Annotated in this window: 17 protein-coding genes; 5 read left to right on the forward strand and 12 right to left on the reverse strand. The window is 58.6% G+C overall.

The window, feature by feature from the left end; translation table 11 throughout:
• Positions 1–38: 38 nt before the first annotated feature.
• The 3 genes from FIV03_RS23235 to FIV03_RS23245 form a co-directional block, all read right to left on the reverse strand.
• Complete coding sequence (locus FIV03_RS23235; protein ID WP_152512051.1) at positions 39–824, reverse strand: phosphatidylcholine/phosphatidylserine synthase; 786 nt, start codon at positions 822–824, stop codon at positions 39–41.
• A gap of 94 nt (positions 825–918) precedes the next feature.
• Complete coding sequence (locus FIV03_RS23240; RefSeq protein ID WP_286202224.1) at positions 919–1,623, reverse strand: phosphatidylserine decarboxylase; 705 nt, start codon at positions 1,621–1,623, stop codon at positions 919–921.
• A gap of 146 nt (positions 1,624–1,769) precedes the next feature.
• Positions 1,770–2,702 carry a LysR family transcriptional regulator gene (locus FIV03_RS23245; protein WP_023003933.1) on the reverse strand — a complete coding sequence of 311 codons (933 nt, stop codon included), beginning with the start codon at positions 2,700–2,702 and terminating at the stop codon, positions 1,770–1,772.
• A gap of 96 nt (positions 2,703–2,798) precedes the next feature.
• Between FIV03_RS23245 and FIV03_RS23250 the strand changes: the two genes are divergently transcribed.
• Positions 2,799–2,990 carry a hypothetical protein gene (locus FIV03_RS23250; RefSeq protein WP_152511139.1) on the forward strand — a complete coding sequence of 64 codons (192 nt, stop codon included), beginning with the start codon at positions 2,799–2,801 and terminating at the stop codon, positions 2,988–2,990.
• A 170-nt stretch (positions 2,991–3,160) separates the two neighbouring features.
• Here FIV03_RS23250 and FIV03_RS23255 read toward each other — a convergent pair whose 3' ends face one another.
• The 3 genes from FIV03_RS23255 to FIV03_RS23265 all read right to left on the reverse strand — a co-directional run bounded on the left by FIV03_RS23255 (position 3,161) and on the right by FIV03_RS23265 (position 7,392).
• Complete coding sequence (locus FIV03_RS23255; protein ID WP_152512053.1) at positions 3,161–5,044, reverse strand: ABC transporter ATP-binding protein/permease; 1,884 nt, start codon at positions 5,042–5,044, stop codon at positions 3,161–3,163.
• A gap of 111 nt (positions 5,045–5,155) precedes the next feature.
• Positions 5,156–5,554: a metalloregulator ArsR/SmtB family transcription factor gene (locus FIV03_RS23260; protein ID WP_152511140.1), complete on the reverse strand. Its 399-nt coding sequence runs from the start codon at positions 5,552–5,554 to the stop codon at positions 5,156–5,158.
• Between the two features lie 242 nt (positions 5,555–5,796).
• The gene (locus FIV03_RS23265) at positions 5,797–7,392 is read right to left on the reverse strand and encodes a LysM peptidoglycan-binding domain-containing protein (protein WP_152511141.1); all 1,596 of its coding nucleotides are present in this window, start codon (positions 7,390–7,392) and stop codon (positions 5,797–5,799) included.
• A 261-nt stretch (positions 7,393–7,653) separates the two neighbouring features.
• Between FIV03_RS23265 and FIV03_RS23270 the strand changes: the two genes are divergently transcribed.
• Both FIV03_RS23270 and FIV03_RS23275 read left to right on the forward strand, forming a co-directional pair.
• Positions 7,654–8,271 carry a TIGR00730 family Rossman fold protein gene (locus FIV03_RS23270; protein WP_031270713.1) on the forward strand — a complete coding sequence of 206 codons (618 nt, stop codon included), beginning with the start codon at positions 7,654–7,656 and terminating at the stop codon, positions 8,269–8,271.
• A gap of 125 nt (positions 8,272–8,396) precedes the next feature.
• On the forward strand, positions 8,397–9,650 hold the full coding sequence (locus FIV03_RS23275) for a diguanylate cyclase (RefSeq protein WP_055653596.1): 1,254 nt from the start codon (positions 8,397–8,399) through the stop codon (positions 9,648–9,650).
• 39 nt (positions 9,651–9,689) lie between these two features.
• Here the strand turns inward: FIV03_RS23275 and rarD are convergent, their stop codons facing one another.
• The 6 genes from rarD to cysS all read right to left on the reverse strand — a co-directional run bounded on the left by rarD (position 9,690) and on the right by cysS (position 15,332).
• Positions 9,690–10,595 (reverse strand): EamA family transporter RarD, encoded by a 906-nt coding sequence (gene rarD, locus FIV03_RS23280; protein WP_055653595.1) that lies wholly within the window; start codon positions 10,593–10,595, stop codon positions 9,690–9,692.
• A 40-nt stretch (positions 10,596–10,635) separates the two neighbouring features.
• Positions 10,636–12,231, reverse strand: coding sequence for a citramalate synthase (cimA, locus tag FIV03_RS23285; protein WP_152511142.1), 1,596 nt, complete (start codon positions 12,229–12,231; stop codon positions 10,636–10,638).
• Positions 12,232–12,263: 32 nt separating this feature from the next.
• Positions 12,264–12,761, reverse strand: coding sequence for a GFA family protein (locus FIV03_RS23290; RefSeq protein WP_152511143.1), 498 nt, complete (start codon positions 12,759–12,761; stop codon positions 12,264–12,266).
• Positions 12,758–13,252: a GFA family protein gene (locus tag FIV03_RS23295; protein ID WP_152511144.1), complete on the reverse strand. Its 495-nt coding sequence runs from the start codon at positions 13,250–13,252 to the stop codon at positions 12,758–12,760. The genes FIV03_RS23290 and FIV03_RS23295 overlap by 4 nt, the downstream gene beginning before the upstream one ends.
• Positions 13,252–13,620: a DUF559 domain-containing protein gene (locus FIV03_RS23300; protein WP_152511145.1), complete on the reverse strand. Its 369-nt coding sequence runs from the start codon at positions 13,618–13,620 to the stop codon at positions 13,252–13,254. The genes FIV03_RS23295 and FIV03_RS23300 overlap by 1 nt, the downstream gene beginning before the upstream one ends.
• A 296-nt stretch (positions 13,621–13,916) precedes the next feature.
• Positions 13,917–15,332 carry a cysteine--tRNA ligase gene (gene cysS / locus FIV03_RS23305; protein ID WP_152511146.1) on the reverse strand — a complete coding sequence of 472 codons (1,416 nt, stop codon included), beginning with the start codon at positions 15,330–15,332 and terminating at the stop codon, positions 13,917–13,919.
• Between the two features lie 439 nt (positions 15,333–15,771).
• Between cysS and FIV03_RS23310 the strand changes: the two genes are divergently transcribed.
• Both FIV03_RS23310 and FIV03_RS23315 read left to right on the forward strand, forming a co-directional pair.
• A complete protein-coding gene (locus tag FIV03_RS23310; RefSeq protein WP_152511147.1) occupies positions 15,772–17,379 on the forward strand; it encodes a L,D-transpeptidase family protein in 1,608 nt (535 codons plus the stop codon).
• A gap of 139 nt (positions 17,380–17,518) precedes the next feature.
• The gene (locus tag FIV03_RS23315) at positions 17,519–17,707 is read left to right on the forward strand and encodes a hypothetical protein (RefSeq protein WP_023003917.1); all 189 of its coding nucleotides are present in this window, start codon (positions 17,519–17,521) and stop codon (positions 17,705–17,707) included.
• Positions 17,708–17,709 lie beyond the last annotated feature (2 nt).

A 17,709-nucleotide genomic window follows, 5' to 3' on the forward strand; every position in this document is an offset into this window, starting at 1 on the left:
AATCGCCTGCTGAAACCCGATTTGCGATCAGTCTCGCGTCAGCCGCCGTGGTCCTTGTCCCTGTCCGCGATATTGTCGAGATCTGTATCGCATTCGTCACCGTCGTCATCGAGGCCCAGCGAGGCGTCTGCGAGCACCAGCTTCCTGTGCGCACGCCAGGCAAACGGAATGGTCAGCAGGTAAAGGACCGCTCCTCCCGCCAACATCCGGAAAGGATAGGAAACGGTCAGCGCCACCACCAGAACCGCAACCAGGAACAACGGCAAGACAAAATCACGGCGCACCCTCGTGCCCAGTGTCTTGCCGGAATAGGTCGGCAAACGGCTGATCAGCAGGAAGGCAATTCCGATTGTGTAGGCTGCAACAAAAGCTGAATCTGCGAACCAGTGCGGAAACAGGCCGAGAAAATCGAGATAAAGCGGCAGGAGCACGGTCAACGCTCCGGCCGGCGCAGGCACGCCCGTAAAGAAACGTGACGCCCAGGCAGGCTTGTTCGGATCGTCCAGGGCCACATTGAAACGCGCCAGACGGAGTGCGGCGGAGATCGCGAAGATAAGGCCTGCGATCCACCCCATGTTGCCTGCATCCTTGAGGATCCAGAGATAGAGCATCAAGGCCGGCGTGACGCCGAAATTGACGAAATCCGAGAGGGAATCCAGTTCCGCGCCAAAACGCGACGTTCCCTTCATCATGCGGGCGACACGGCCATCGAGCCCGTCCAGCACGGCTGCCACGAGAACGGCACCGACCGCGAATTCCCAGCGACCCTCGAAGGCCATGCGCACAGCCGTCAAACCGGAGCACAGCGCCAGCAACGTCACCATGTTCGGAATGATCAGGCGCAAAGGTACGCGCCGGAAGCGCGGTGTCCTGCGGGTGTCGGCCGGTCCTTGGTCGGGTGTCTCGTTCACGTCGGCCTCAGCTTACACGGGTCAGGGACTGAGCCGGGCTTTGCGGTGCCGACAGATCGGCCAGCACGGTCTCGCCGGCAATCATGGTCTGGCCGAGGGAAACCTTTGGCTGGGTTCCAACCGGAAAATAGACATCGAGACGCGACCCGAAACGGATCAGACCAAAGCGCTCGCCAGCAGAAAGATTTTCACCTTCACGAACAAAGCAGACAATACGGCGGGCAACAAGACCGGCAATCTGCACGACACCGATCCGGCCGTTGCCGGTATCGATGACCAGTCCGTTGCGCTCGTTGTCTTCACTGGCCTTGTCCAGTTCCGCGTTCAGAAACTTGCCGGCACGGTAGGCGACGCGCTCTATGCGCCCGCCGACAGGCGCCCGGTTCACATGGCAGTTGAACACGTTCATGAAGATGGAGACCCGCATCAGCGGTTCAGAGCCGAGTTCCAGCTCTGCAGGTGGACGTGCCAGGCCAACAAGGCTGACGACACCATCTGCCGGGGAAATCACCAGCCCTTCGCCGACAGGCGTCACACGCTTGGGATCGCGGAAGAAATAACAGACCCACCCTGTGAGGAAGAGGCCGATCCAGAACAGCGGATCGATGAACCAGCCGATAACGAGGGTCGCCACCAGAGCAATCGCGATGAAGGGCCAGCCTTCACGATGGATCGGCACCATGGCCTTGGAGACGGAATCGACTATCGACATCTTCTTTTCTTCGCTTTCCATTGCTGCCCGGCGGCAGGCGTATTCCCGGCCCGGGACTGAACGCACCCGTTGCGCTTTAGCTTCTGCCCCGCTTCTAGTGGCTTTTCAAGGCAAAGAGAACCTGCTTTTCATGAAAATCACACGGTTTACGACCCGCTTGAGCCTGTGGAAGCCGTCCGATAGTCGCTCTCCCAGTAGGGCGGTCGACCGTACTTTGAAATCAGGAAATCGACAAAGGCTGTCACCTTGGGCGGAACGAACTGACTTGGCGGATAAACGGCCCAGATCGCCCCGGTGCGGGCAATCGTATAGTCTTCCATGACGGCGACCAGACGCCCGTCACGAAGGTCTTCCCAGACATGTGCCAGTGACTTCAGGCTGAGGCCAAGGCCGTGAAGTGCGGCGTCGTAAGTCAGGTCGCCGCTATCGCCCTTGATGACCGGCTTCTGGATTTCGAAGGCGACCTCTCCCTCCGGCCCGTTGAAATACCAGAACGGCATGGAGGCCATGGCGATGCAGTCGTGGTTGGCAAGGTCTTCCGGTGTGTGCGGCACGCCCTTGCGAGCCAGGTAGGCCGGTGATGCACACAGGGCTCTTGGATTGCCGCCCAGCTTGCGGGCCAGAAGAGAGGAATCGGTCAGTGGCGCTCCCCTCACCGCCATGTCATAGCCTTCCTCGATCACATCCACGATCCTGTCGGAAAAGTCCATTTCCAGCCTGATATCCGGGTAGAGTTCGCGGAACTCCACCAGATACGGCAGAATGTGCTTTCTCCCGAAGAATGTGTTGCAGGAAAACCGAAGCGAGCCGCGCGGCGCTTCTGTGGAGGCTTCCAGGATCGAGCGGGCCTGTTCGATCTCACCAACTGCGGTGCGCGCGTGTTGCAGCAAAACACGACCGGCTTCCGTCAACATCGTGCGTCTGGTGGTGCGGGCAAAAAGCTGGGATCCAAAGGACTTCTCAAGTCCGGTCAACCGCGTGCTGGCAGCTGAAGGCGACAAGCCGATTTCCCGGCCGGCTGCAGCCATGCTGCCCAATTCCGCAATGCGGACAAAAAACTGCAGGTCTTCCAGTCTCATTATTCCATTCTTTCGAAGAATTAATTCTACACTAGCCTCATTCTTCGAAGGAACGCAATATGAGACAAATGCTCATCCCAAGCGATGGAGAGCACCATGACACATACAGGAGACGACTACGAAGCCCGCGCCCGCGCTGCCCGCCACCAGGAACTGCGCCGCCTTGCCAAGGCACTCTCAAGACTGTTGTTCAAAAGGGGTGCAGCTGCCCAAAACAACAATCTGCCGACAACAGGCCATGTGGCCTGCGACAATGACCAGGCACCGCACACAATTCGTGCGGCCTGACCTCCGGCAAGTTTCTGCCTCTTTGTCTTGCAGGAAGACCGGTGGTGGAGATCCGGGATCAGTGAGCCCAGATCTCTCATACAAGGGTCAGCGTCATGCCGGGAAAAGGAGCATCCCCTCTCCCGGCCAAAGCTTGGCCATACCGGATGATCAGGAATAGCTGTCGAGACCTATTTCGCCGGTACGTAATCAGCCCTCTGACCACGTGTGACGATACCAAGATCGTCATTTTCCCGCGCGGCACGCAGCCGTTCCTCGGCCTCGTCCGCTTCGCGCTGGCGAGCCCACATGGAGGCGTAAAGACCGTCTCCGGCCAGAAGCTCCTGGTGGGTGCCACGCTCGGCAATCTCGCCGCCTTCCAGAACGATGATCTGGTCCGCATTGACGACGGTCGACAGGCGGTGGGCAATCACCAACGTCGTCCGATCCTGCGAAACTTCATCCAACGCCGACTGGATCTCGCGTTCGGTATGCGTATCAAGCGCCGACGTCGCCTCATCGAGGATGAGGATCGGCGGCGATTTCAGGATGGTGCGGGCAATCGCAACACGCTGCTTTTCACCGCCCGACAGTTTCAATCCGCGCTCGCCGACTTCCGCGTCATAGCCCTGAGGTAGCCTTTCGATGAAGTCGTGGATCTGTGCCATGCGCGCAGCCTCCCGCACTTCCTCGTCGCTGGCGTCCGGGCGGCCATAGCGAATGTTGTAGGCAATGGTATCGTTGAAGAGCACCGTATCCTGCGGAACCATGCCGATGGCCTGACGCACGCTTTCCTGCGTCACGTTTCGGACATCCTGGCCATCGATCTCGACTGAACCGTCGGTGACGTCGTAAAACCGGAACAGGAGACGGGAGATCGTCGATTTGCCCGCACCGGAGGGACCGACGATGGCGACGGTCTTGCCTGCTGGAACCTCAAAGTCGATCCCCTTGAGGATCGGCCGGTCGGGATCGTAGTGAAAGCGGACGTCCTTGAACGCAATCTTTCCTTCGACAGCCTTCAACGGGCTGGCGTCGGGCTTGTCCTCGATTTCGGCGGGAACCATCAGCAGGTCGAACATGGACTCGATATCCGCAAGACCCTGACGAATTTCCCGGTAGAGGAAGCCGATGAAGTTGAGCGGAATGGAAATCTGCATCAGCAGCGCGTTGATCAGGACAAAGTCGCCGATGTTCTGTTCGCCCGCCAGAACGGCCTGCGCAGACAGCCCCATGCAGGCCGCCATGCCAATGCCCAGGATTACCGCCTGACCGAAGTTGAGCCAGGAAAGGGATGTCCAGGTTTTCGTCGCAGCGCTCTCATATTTCGCCATGGAGACATCGAAGCGCGCAGCTTCCATGTTTTCGTTGCCGAAATACTTGACCGTTTCGAAGTTGAGCAGACTGTCGATGGCCTTGGAGTTGGCATCCGTGTCGCTGTCGTTCATTTCGCGGCGAATGCCGATCCGCCAGTTCGAGGTCTTGATGGTGAACCAGACGTAGGCAACGATCATCACCGCGACAATGACAACATAAAGGAAACCGAACTGGTACCAGATCACGGCTGCCATGATGGCAAATTCCAGAACCGTCGGAATGCCGTTCAAGATGGTGAAACGGACAATCGCCTCTATGCCCTTCACCCCGCGCTCAATCACCCGGCTGAGCCCACCCGTCCGCCGGGCAAGGTGGAAACGCAGGGAAAGCTGGTGCAGGTGGCGGAATGTCAGGATTGCGAGCTGGCGAACAGCATGCTGGCCGACCCGGGCGAACAGCGCGTCGCGCAGCTGATTGAAAGCCACGGCCAATACGCGGGCTGCATTGTAGGCGAGCACCAGCATGACCGGAGCGACCAGGAAAGCAGGCAGGTTGGAGCCTTCACCCGTCAGTGCATCCGTCGCCCAGGCAAAGAAATACGGCGACAGGACCGTCACGATCTTGGCGATGACCAAGGTGAAGATAGCCAGAAGAACGCGCTGCTTGAGATCCGGCCGATTGGACGGCCAGATGTAGGGCCACAGATTGGCCAGCGTCGTGAAGGTGCTGCCTTCGTCTGCGTTGACAGGCTTGCGGATGTGCGCTTGAGCGGAATGGCTGCCGGCAGCCGCAGCCGAAGGCTTTTGCGGCGGGGTCGCTGTCTGATCGGTCACACAAAATCTCCAGGCCGCGGAAGGCGGCCACTTGGGTTAGTCTGAAGAGGAAACCACTTGCGCACCGGCCGACTGTCCTGACTGGTCCGGCTGCGCCGCGTTCAGGCGCTCCCAGAAGTCCTTGGTCCGGCACTCTGCCAGACTGAGCACTTGCCAATTGAGCGCGTAGTGGCAATTCCTGCCCCGCGTGTCGCAGCACAAGAGCCCGGCGTCCTTCAAAACCTGCAAATGCTGAGACACGGTCGACTGAGCCAACGGCAGGTGACTGACGATCTCACCGCAGCAGGCGCCCTGACGGCTTGCGAGCTGCTTGATGATTGCCAGCCGGGCCGGATGTCCAAGTGCACGGAAGATAGCCGCGAGTTCCTCGCAACTTGCCAGACCTTCCTTCGAGGTCATGCAATTTCCACCGGCCGGCAGATCCGTCCCGCTCATGGGGCGGTTTCCTCATTCACGATTGTTTGTTTCATCGTTGATATGCGATGAATCATCAAAAAAACAAGGGGCTGACGCAAAAAGGCAGAGGATCATTCCGATCCCCTGCCTTCATTTTTGACGTTCAACCAAGGCGTAACAGACAGAGTTAAACAGCGCCAACAGCCGAGACTTTCCATAAACCCCTGGCCGCTTTCAGAGGTGCCGACAGGGCCGATGTGCCGGCAGGGTCTGGCGTCACTTCAGCCGTTGTTTTCGTCTGGTTTCGGCCAGCTCAGATCGCCTTCTGGTGTCAGGAACACTTGCCCCGGGTAAATCAGGTCGGGATTGCGGATCTGTTGCTGGTTGGCCTTGTAGATCGTCGTATAGCGAACACCCTCTCCATAAAGACGCCGGGAAATACGCCACAGGTTATCACCCTTGCGGATGATCACGACGGGAAGAGATTTTTTCACTTCCGCGCCCTGGCCATCGGCTCCTGCCCCTTCACCGCTTGCGACGACCTTTGTCAGCACAATCTGCTTGTCCTGTTCCTTTTCAAAAGTAACGGCTGCACGAGCGTCGACCGAGCTGCCATCCTCACCGATCAAATCGGCGCGAACCTCGACATTTCCTTCAGAAATATTCTTGCCGCCTTCAATCAGCCACTTCCCGCCCGAACCGACCCTGGCCTCGCCCTGAAACTCGTCGCCGACGTAGACACGGACCGATGACCCAGGTTCGCCGGTACCGGCGACAAAGACCTTGTCCTTTTCGGATTCCACGGCTTCCACGGTCACCGTCGGCGCATCCGGTGCTGCTGCGGGAACATCAGCCGGTTCATTCTGGCCAGCCTGCGCAATGTCTGCGCCACTGTCCTGTGTCGTTACAGCTGCCGGCGCTGCCACTGATGACGTCGAAGCGACTTCGGTTTCTTCAAAAGCCCCTTGTCCCGATGCTTCAACCGTGGAAACGGCGGACCCATTGCCGGCCGTTTCCGGCTCTGCGGTGCCTGTTCCAGACGAAGTCGTGTCGGCAGATGCAACTGCGGTCTGCTCAGAGGCACCCGCGGGCTGTTCGCTCGTCTCCTGCGAAGCCGCCTGCTGGCTTGCAGAGGTCCCTGCGGCGGTTTCCGCAGAAGCAGTTTCAGTTGCGGACGTCGAGCTGGAGGCCTCGGCGGCGGCGCCTTCTGCAGGATTGGTTGTCGCAGCGGTTTGCGAACCTTCGCCAGTTGAAGTGATGGAAGCCACCTGCTGCTCGGCCTCAGGCTTTTGCAAGACGTCCGACGGACCGTCAGGCGTGTTCAGAACCACAAGGGGTTGTTCCTTGCCGCCTTCCGGCAATGAAACGGCAAGCCGTTCTTCGGAGGTGGCAATCGCCTTGCCGGTGTCGTCATGAACTTCCAGGCCAACGTCGTAGTCGCCAGGCTTCAACGGCTCATCCAGAATAATGGTCCATTCACCGACCTCATTGGCAATGCTCTTGCCGACAACCTTGCCGTTGGCAGTCAAGGCAACGATAGCACCTGCGACAGACCGGCCCGCAACAACCGTTTCACCGGTCGGCTCAACGCCGACAACGTCGAAACTCGGGCCAGCGCTTGCCGTTTTTGCGGCTGTAGCCTCATCTGACGCATCAGCCTTATCTGTTTCCGCGGATTGCGTCTTTGTGCCTGTATCAGAGCCTGCAGCCTGTTCGGTCGTGGCAGCATCGCCGGAGACCGATGGCGTGGCGGCAACTTCGGGACCGCTCTGAAAAGGTAGACGCCCCGTATCGCGATAGATGTAGCCCGTCACGAGAGCGGCCAGGCCAACAGGCACGGCTACGATCAAAGTCCAGATGAGTGTCTTGTTATTCATTGTGTGTCCTGCCGGGAAAGCAGCCAGGCGATGCGGCGCTTTCCAAATCCGTTCCCCTGTTTGCGCCCTTTCGGGTGCTGCCTGTCTCAGCCGAACTCCTGACCTTGATGGCCATGTTTCCTTTGCCGTCGGCTCTTCTTCAGATCATGTTTCATGCATAGCCGTCTTTTCCGGGCGCGGCAAGAAAACCCGGTTCAGAACCAAGGCCTTTCAAACAGAATGCTTGACCTTGTGGCAATCTGAATGCCACATCTTTGCGTCATGAATACGGTTTCTCAAAATCAGCTTACAAGCGTCTGTGTTTACTGCGGGTCCAGCTTCGGTTCGGACCCTGCGCACGAGGCATCCGCCACCCGTCTGGGCCAGCTAATTGCCGAGGCTGGCCTTCGACTTGTCTACGGCGGCGGCTCTGTCGGTCTGATGGGAACCGTGGCCAATGCCGCCCTTGAAGCCGGCGGCAAGGTGACGGGAATCATTCCCCGTTTCCTGGAAAAACGCGAGGTGATGCTGGACACCCTCGAAGACCTGATCGTCACACAGGACATGCACGAGCGCAAACACCTGATGTTCGAGAAAGCCGACGCCTTCATCGCGTTGCCCGGCGGTATCGGCACCCTGGAAGAAGCCGTCGAAATGATGACCTGGGCCCAACTCGGACAACACCGCAAGCCGGTGGCACTGGCCAACCTCAACGGCTTCTGGTCGCCTTTGCTTGAACTTCTGGATCATATGCGGGCACAGGGATACATCCGTCCGGACACTGAAGTTCCTTATCTTGTTGCCCGATCCGTGGACGACATCCTGCCCATGCTGCGCCGCGCGATCAACGGTGAGCCCCTGCCGGCACAAGAAGCATGCGCCTCGGTAACAGATCTCTAAAACTCTACTGTGTATAGAGGTTGGGAATACGTTCCCATGACTGTGAATATTGGAACCAAATCGATTTGCAGTCTGAGGAGTTGAATAGTACCGTCGCACGAAACGCAGGAAGAACAGGCCACTAAATGCAAACTACCCTTCTTGTTGAAGATGCGGCGTTTTTCGAGAAGGCAATCGTCAAGAAACTGCATGAGGTCGGACGACACCAGATCATGGTGGCACGTAGCTACGAAGAGGCCGAGAACTGCCTTAATCTGCCGATCGGTGAACCCGATCTTGCTCTTGTCGACCTGACGCTTCCAGACGCCCCCGACGGCGAAATCGTCGATCTTTGCGAGAAGTGGAATATCCCCACGATCGTTTTCACCAGCCGCTTCGACCCGAAAACCCGAAGCAAGTTCCTGGAAAAAGGCGTTATTGACTACGTCCTGAAGGATTCTCCCGGCAGCCTGAACTATGTTGCGGACCTGATCCGGAAACTGGCGCAGAACCCCAAGATCGGCATTCTCATTCTGGACGATTCCGCGGTGGAGCGGGACGTGATCTCCAAGATCGTCGGCAAGCACCTTTACAAGATCTATCAGGCCAGCTCTACGGACGAAGCCCTCCAGACCCTGAAGGATTACAAGGACATCAAACTTGTCCTGGCGGACTATTTCATGCCGGACAAGGACGGCTTTGCCTTTCTGAAAGCCGTACGCAGAGTGCATGACCCGGAGAAAGTCGGCGTCATCGGCATGTCGTCCTACGCCAATCCGGACAACCGGGTGCGGTTCCTGAAATACGGTGCAGCGGATTTCGTCGACAAGAACTGCCCTCCGGAAGAGCTGCTGCTGCGCGTGTCGCAGAACCTCGATTACATCTACCGGATCGAGGAACTCAACAACATGGCGATGCGGGACTCCCTTACGGGTCTCTACAACCGCCGTTACCTTCTGGAACAGGCCACCAAGGCAATCGCGACCTGGCCGGTATCCGAAGGTCGTGCGCACTGGCTCGCGCTCCTCGACCTGGACTCCTTCAAGGCAATCAACGATTCACTCGGCCACGATTTCGGCGACGCGGTTCTGATCAGTTTTGCCCGCCACATGATGAAGCTCGCAAAGGAAGACGATATCGTCTCGCGGCTCGGCGGCGACGAGTTCTGCATCGTGTTCCGGGACAAGGAAGAAGCCGAGGTTGTCGATGGGCTGCAAAACCTTCTGGACAACGTTCTGGCCTCGCCCGTGCGTCACGACGGCGAGGAACATCTGATGAAGACAAGCGTCGGCGTCGCCCCGCTCGAAAGCGGCAGGTTCGGCGATGCCCTGAAGACCGCCGACCACAGGCTTTATGCGGCCAAACGCAGTGGCCGGGGCCAGCTGGTTTCTTCTGACTGACCGCATCTTCCACAGTGTTCCGACTGCAATCGCCCAGCTTCAGCTCCGGTAGCGCCGCCAGCTGTCGTAGGTAAACACCACCAGCGCAGCCCAGATCATGCCGAACGTCATCAGTTTGGTCGGGTCCAGCGGTTCGCCCCAGATATAAATCGCCATCAGGAAGTGCATGGACGGTGCCATGTACTGCATTAGCCCCAGCATGAAGAGCGGCAGCCGCCGAGCGGCTGAGGAAAAACAGATCAGGGGCAAGGCCGTGACAATGCCCGTCCCCACGAGGGCGAGCAGAACCGGCGGATCGTTCAAGACCATTGCGTCGACACCCCAGCTGAGGCTCAACAGCATGTAGCCGGCGGCAAGCGGAAACAGCACAAGCGTTTCCACGAACAGTCCCGGCGTTGCCTTCACGGGCGTCACCTTGCGCACGTAGCCGTAGCCTGCGAAGGAAAACGCCAGCACCAGAGAGACCCACGGCAAACCGCCTGCCAGGATCGCCTGCAGAACCACCGCAATGGCGGCAACGCCGACAGAAATCCCCTGCCAGGTCGTCAGCTTTTCCCTCAACACGAACAGGCCAACCAGAATGCTGACCAGCGGATTGATGAAATAGCCGAGCGAAATATCGAGCACGTGATTGTTGGAAATTGCCCAGACGAAGGTCAGCCAGTTGACGGCAATGAAAGTGGCAGACGCCGTCAGCCCCATGAGCACTTTCGGCTGGCGGAATACCTCGCGCACTTCCTGCCAGCGGCCGCGCGAATAGAGAAACAGACCGACAAACAGCACCGACCAGAGGATCCGGTGAGACACCACAAGATCTGCTGGCACGGTATCGGTCAGTTTGTAATAGGCCGGGAGGAAGCCCCACATGCCGTATGCCGCCAAGCCAAACAGAAGGCCCTGACGGAATTCGGCATTCGCTTCGGTGCTGGTCACCGTCTGCGACATGGCATTGCCTTTCTGGCGCCCGAAAGGCGCGTGACCAGGATCAGGCCACGTTGGCTTTCATCAGCGCGAATGTAATGGAGTCGACCAAGGCTTGGAAAGAGGCGTCGACGATGTTGGAGGATACCCCGATCGTGAACCAGCGCCGGTGCGTGACCGTGTCCTGGCTTTCGATCAGAACGCGCGTGACAGCGCCCGTGCCACCATTGAGGATGCGCACCTTATAGTCAATCAGTTCCAGGCCGTCGATGGCAGACTGGTATTTGCCCAGATCCTTTCGCAGTGCCATGTCCAGCGCGTTGACCGGGCCGTTGCCTTCAGCAACCGACATTCGGGTTTCGCCGTCGATATCGACCTTCACCACGGCTTCCGAAACCGTGACCAGATCACCGATTGCGTTAAACCGGCGTTCCACCATCACGCGGAAGGATTCAACTGCGAAGTAACGCGGCACCTCGCCCAGTTCCCGGCGCGCGAGCAGTTCGAACGACGCGTCGGCAGCCTCGTAGGCATAGCCTTCGGCTTCCCGTTCCTTGACCTTCGCCAACAGTAGGTCAAGACGCGGGTCTGACTTGTCGACTTCGATGCCTACCCGGGCCAGCTCTCCCAGAAGGTTGCTCTTGCCGGCCTGGTCGGACACCAGCACCCGCCGCTGGTTGCCGACACTTTCCGGTGTAACGTGTTCATAGGTCTGCGGATCCTTCAGGATCGCAGAGGCATGAATACCGGCCTTTGTGGCGAAGGCGGTTTCGCCCACGTAGGGAGCCTGCCTGTCCGGCGACCGGTTGAGGATTTCATCGAACGCATGGGAGATTGAGGTGATCTCCTTCAACTGAGCGTCGCTGACACCGATTTCGAAGCGATCCGAGAATGCCGGTTTAAGCTTGAGTGTCGGGATCAGGGTGATGAGGTTGGCGTTGCCGCAGCGCTCACCCAGACCGTTCAAGGTTCCCTGGATCTGCCTTACGCCGGCATCTACTGCCGCCAGTGAGTTGGCGACCGCGTGACCGGTGTCGTCGTGGGTGTGGATGCCGAGATGCGTTCCGGGAACAACCTCCTGCAACTTGGTGACAATGTCGAAGATCTCGTCGGGCAGCGTGCCGCCGTTGGTGTCACACAGAACGATCCACCGAGCACCTGCATGGTATGCCGTGCGGGCACAATTGAGTGCGTATTCCGGATTGGCCTTGAAACCATCGAAGAAATGCTCGCAGTCGATCATCGCTTCCTTGCCGGCCGCGACGGCTGCGGTAACGGTCTCGTAGATCGAATCGAGATTTTCCTCGTTGCTGCAACCAAGCGCGACCCGGACATGGTAGTCCCATGCCTTGGCCACGAAGCAGCAGGCATCGGAACTTGCGGACAGCACGTCCTGAAGCCCCGGATCGTTCGCGGCCGACCGACCTGCGCGCTTGGTCATGCCGAATGCGGTGAAAATTGCCTTGCGCGTCCGCTTCTCACTGAAGAATTCACTGTCGGTCGGGTTGGCACCCGGATAGCCACCTTCGATGTAATCGACGCCAAGCCGCTCCAGAAGTTCGGCAACCACAACCTTCTCGTTGACAGAGAAGTCGACCCCGCTGGTCTGGGCGCCGTCACGCAATGTCGTGTCAAAAAGAAAAAGCCGTTCCTTGGTCATATCCGTATCCTGAGCAGCGTCGGGGCTGTCTTTTATTCGTTGTCATTTGCCCCGGTGCGAACCGGTGGCCAGGTTTCCGTGTCGTGATCGGGGTGCTGGAACGAAACGAGCGACGCCAGAAAAGGCGCTGCCTCCATATCGTCTTCCGTCACCCTTTCGGGAATTTGAGCCATGCTGTCGGCATAAGGCAGCTTTGCCTCGACGCCGAACTGGATGCTGGGCGGGATTTGCGATGGATCGTCAAAGGTCCCGATGGCCAATGCAATGCCATCCGGTGCTTCATAGGTCAGCGGTGTACCGCAATCGGCGCAAAAGCCCCGGGATGCGTGATTGGAACTCTGGAAGTGCTTCAAAGATCCACGTGTCCAGACAAGCCTCGATGTTTCGGGAACACTGACCAGAGGCGCGTAAAAGCCACCAAAGGCCTTCTGGCACATGCGGCAATGACAGATGGAGGCCTCTCCCAATGGCCCTTCCACCTTGAACCGCAAGGCTCCGCACTGACAGCCGCCGGAATGGATCTCCGTCATCCGCCCCTCACTTCCCAATGATCCGTGTCATGATCGGGATGCTGATTGTTGGTTGCCGTGACATCATTGATCCCACCTGGCAGGTCATCCCGGTTTGACTGCGTTTCGTTCAGGTCGAAAAGATGCCTGTAGAACGACACCCGCCCCTCGACACCGGATTGTTCAACCGGCGTGACCGCGGCGACATCGTCCAGGCTGCCATGGGTAAGGGCAATGTGGTCGTCGCCAATCGTATCAAAGGCTAGAGGCGTGCCGCAGGTTCCACAGAACCCCCGGCGGACAGGCTTGGAAGAGTGGAACCAGGAGGGTTCACCGCGGGTCCAAACAAAATCGGACTTCGCAGCCCCGATCAAAGGCAGAAAGAAATTCCCCGAGGCCTTCTGGCACATGCGGCAATGACACAGATGCGGATGACCGACCTCTCCCGTCACCTGATAACGCACCGCGCCGCACTGGCAACCGCCACTCAGCTTTTGAACACTATCGCCCATCAGAAACTCTCCTTGCCACAAGCGTTCAGGATCTTGCGGCAGACACCGTCAAGGTCGTGCGTCACCTCCGCATTCCAGAAGGGCAAGGTCGTCCGGCCGAGAGCCTGAAGCTTGCGGTCGCGCGCGATGTCACGCGCCTGGCCCTGCAGTTCTGCGTGCTGGGATCCGTCCAGTTCCACGATCAAGCGATGAGCAGGTGCCGCGAAATCGACAATGCCCCCTTCGATCGGCATCTGCCTGCGAAAGGAAATCCCCTCCAACCGATGCGCCCGGATCACTTGCCAGAGCTTCTTTTCAGCGTCCGTCATTTGCGAGCGCAGGCGTTTGGCGTTGTATCTGAGTTGCTTGGGAACAGTCTGGTGCAGCATGTAGCGACCTCTTAGCGATAGCCTGAAACCAGTGTTTGTTACACAAGCTGTATACCCCCCTCTGTCCGCTTGCGCGGACATCTCCCCCTCAAGGGGGGAGACCGGAGCATGCGGGCTGATATGAGAAAACTCATACAGCTTTGGAGAGGTCTCCTCCCTGAGCAGAACTCCGGTCTTGCGCCATAGCCGGTTCAAAAATGCATGGCGGCGCGGCATACGCCCCTCTCCCCCCTTGCGGGGGAGATGTCCCCATAGGGGACAGAGGGGGGTATCCCGTCTTTCCGCCTGGCTCCGTCTCACCGCTTGACTTCCCAGGTTGTCACGCGGGCACCGGTTTCTGAGTCTTTTGAATCCTTTAGAAGAATTCCCTGAGACGTCAGTTCATCGCGGATCGCGTCGGCTTCCGACCAGTTCTTGGCATTGAGAGCCTCCAGACGTTTTTCGATGGCCGCCTGAATGCCGGCCTCATCAACGCCAGACAAATCCGCCTTGACCGGATGAACTCCGAGGAGCGCGGCGGATGCCGAGTAAACATCCAGCTTGGCAGGGTCCTTGGAAGCCTCGACAGCGAGCGCGTGGAGCGCCTGAATGGCGCCTGCGGTGTTCAGGTCGTCCAAAAGGGCATCAAGCACCTCGGCGGCAGGGGCCGCATCCGTTTCGACCGGATCCGGCCAACGGGCCAGGAGGTTTTCCGCTTCTTCGAGCTTGCGTTTGGAGAAGTCGATCGGCTCTCGATAGTTGGTCATCAACATGGCAAGGCGCAGCACTTCGCCCGGCCACATGCGGCCGCCGAAACTGTCCGTTTCCAGAAGCTCCTGAATGGTGAAGAAATTGCCCTCGGACTTGGACATCTTCCGGCCTTCCACCTGCAGGAAGCCGTTGTGCATCCAGTAGTTGGCCATGACCTTGGTGCCATGAGCGCAGCGGGACTGGGCGATTTCGTTTTCGTGGTGCGGGAAGATCAGGTCCAGCCCGCCACCGTGAATGTCGAACACTTCACCCAGATGGTGCGCACTCATGACAGAGCACTCGATGTGCCAGCCCGGACGCCCCCTGCCCCACGGGCTGTCCCAGCCGGGCTCTTCTTCAGAAGACAGTTTCCAGAGCACGAAATCGCCGGGATTCTTCTTGTGGGCATCAACCGCAATGCGAGCCCCGGCCAGCTGCTCGTCCAGCTTCCGCTTTGACAGGCCGCCGTAGTCGGGCATGGACTGGGTGTCGAATAGAACTTCACCGCCCGCCTGATAGGCGTGTCCCTTTTCGATCAGCGCCGCGATCATCTCGACCATGCCGCTGATATGCTGTGTCGCCCGAGGCTCGATGCTCGGCTCCAGCACACCCAGAGACCTGATGTCCTTATGGAACTGGTCCGCAGTCTTCTGTGTCACCCGGGCAATGGCTTCATTGAGCGGCAGATCGGGAAAGTCACGAAGTGCGCGTGCGTTGATCTTGTCGTCAACGTCAGTGATGTTGCGCGCATAGGTGACGTGGTCGGCACCATAAAGATGGCGCAGAAGCCGGAAGAGCACGTCGAAGACGATGACCGGTCGCGCATTACCGATGTGGGCAAAGTCATAGACGGTCGGTCCGCAGACGTAGAGACGCACATTCCCGTCATCGATCGCCCGGAAGTCCTCCTTCTGGCGCGTCAATGTGTTGGTGAGCTTCAAGCCCTTGAAAGTGCCGGATTTCTCTGTCTCAGCGGCGCTCATGTCAAACGGTCTCCTGGCCGGCTGGCCGGGCGGTCCGTCTCAAAGGAAATTTTGCCAAGAGGGAACGGCCACAGCCAGCGGTGTCGCTAGCTGCAAATAATGGTGATCGAAATGATGTTCCGTGTGGCCGTCATCATGGAGCGTTTTATGGACCGGAAAACAGAACCCGGTCAAGGCTGCAGTTGCCGCCGAAACGCCAATTTCCGTGCCTTGTGGCCGCAACGCGTCACTCCCACGGGCGATATCGGATCGCGCGCTTTTCCTGTCGCGGCAACAAACGGGATCGGCTTTGCATTGGCAAGGAAGCTTAACGCAGTTCAATTATGCGCAAGATGCACTAGACTTTCCCCGTTGGGAATCAGAGGGGGTATTTCCGATGGGAATATTTTGCACGTGCCGTAACAAACATCTTGGTCTTCTTTTCGCGCTGGCGGCGTTTTTGTCCGGACCACTTGCGGCACCATTTGTCCAGGCACAAACCGCGGCACCGGCGACCAGCGAGACCCAGGTCGTTCCGCCCCCTGTTTTCAAGGAACCGCAGACGCCGATCGCCAGGGCCATTCAGGCGCAAGTTTCTACCAACCTGCCCGAAGGTCTTGCGCTCTATTATGGCGAACGCGCGTTCGCGCCGGTCTGGTTCAACGAGAATGGCCTCACGGAAGATGCTCATCTGACCATTGCCGCCATGGCGGCGGCGAACGACCACGCACTCAATCCCAACAATTACGATCCCCTTGGCTTCATAAAGCGTTCGGAAACTTCCCAGAGCGAGCAGGAGTGGGCCCAGTTCGATCTGGACCTGTCCGTGCAGTTCCTGCGCTATGCGACCCACCTCTCCTCCGGCCGCGTTCAACCCAACAAGGTCAACAAGGCGCTGAACGTCTTTCCGGATCGGCCTGATCCGAAAATGCTTTTTGAAAATGCCGAACAGGCCGTGGACTTCGGGGCCTTTCTGGAAAGCCTCGCACCCCAAACCGACAATTATGCCCGCCTGAAACGGCGCCTTGCCCAATACCGGGAGAAGGCCGCTGCCGGCGGCTTTACCCAGGTTCCGGATGGTGACGTTCTGAAACCGGGGATGAGCGATCCGCGCCTGGAGGTTTTGCGAACCCGGCTCATGGAAGAAGACATTGTCGTTGCCGGAGATCACACCGGTGATGTCTATGACGGCGCCCTGGTGGAAGCCGTCAAGCTGTTCCAGGAGTACCACGGCCTTGAAACCGACGGTGTCATCGGCAAGGCGACAATTGCCCAGCTCAACATTCCGATCCAGGACAAGCTCATCCAGATGGAGCTCAACATGGAGCGGCGGCGCTGGATGCCGGATGATCCGGGACAGTTCTACGTCTTCGTCAATCTGGCAGACCAGAACCTGAAGGTGGTGCGGGACGGAAAGACCATTCACACGGCGCGGGTCGTGGTGGGCAAGCCCTACCACGCAACGCCAGTGTTTTCCGACCGGCTGGAATATGTGGAAATCAACCCCTACTGGAACGTGCCCTACTCTATCGCGACAAAGGAGTATCTGCCGAAACTCAAGCAGAACCCCACGGCGCTCAGCAGCAAGAGCATCCGGATCTTCCAGGAAGGCAACGAGGTCGCGCCGACGCAGGTTGCCTGGAACAGCTATTCCGGTGGCAACTTCCCGTTCCGGCTGCGCCAGGACCCGGGTGAGGACAATGCGCTTGGTCGCATCAAGTTCATGTTCCCAAACCAGTTCAACATCTACATTCACGACACCCCGTCGAAATCCCTGTTCACCAGAGCGGAGCGCGCCTTCAGCCACGGCTGCATTCGCGTATCGGATCCTTTTGCCCTGGCGGATGTTCTTCTGGTCGATTCCGACACCACTCCGGGAAAATGGGAAGCCATTCGCGACAGCGGCGAGCGTACGGTCGTCAAAACCAAGGTCGAAATCGACGTGCACCTCACCTACCTGACCGCGTGGATGAACAAGGACGGATCAACACATTTCAGAAAAGACATCTACGACCGCGACAAGGTGCTGCTGGAAGCGCTTCGCAGCGCAATGACAGAGAACCTCTAGAGGCATAACACACTGTTTTAATTAAACTTTACTTCCGTTTAGATATCTGAACGGTAGCTGAATGCGGCACTCAGCATGGGTTCAAGCCGGCCCCACTAATCTCCAGTCAATCGAAACGGATTGCCATCTGGAGTTACCCATGCTGAACCGCCTCTTCGTCATTTTCTTCCTGGCCCTCATCCTGGGTGGCCCGTTTGCAGCCATCATCGCAATCACCGACGGCACCAAGGCGTTTGGCCAGGAAGCCCAGCAAAAAGGCATGTGCCTGACCACCGGCACCGGCTGCGGCAACGGGAATATCATTGTCACGGTGGCCAGTCGGATATAAAA

Origin of the sequence: Labrenzia sp. THAF187b (genome assembly GCF_009363375.1) — a bacterium.
GTDB lineage: Bacteria > Pseudomonadota > Alphaproteobacteria > Rhizobiales > Stappiaceae > Roseibium > Roseibium algicola.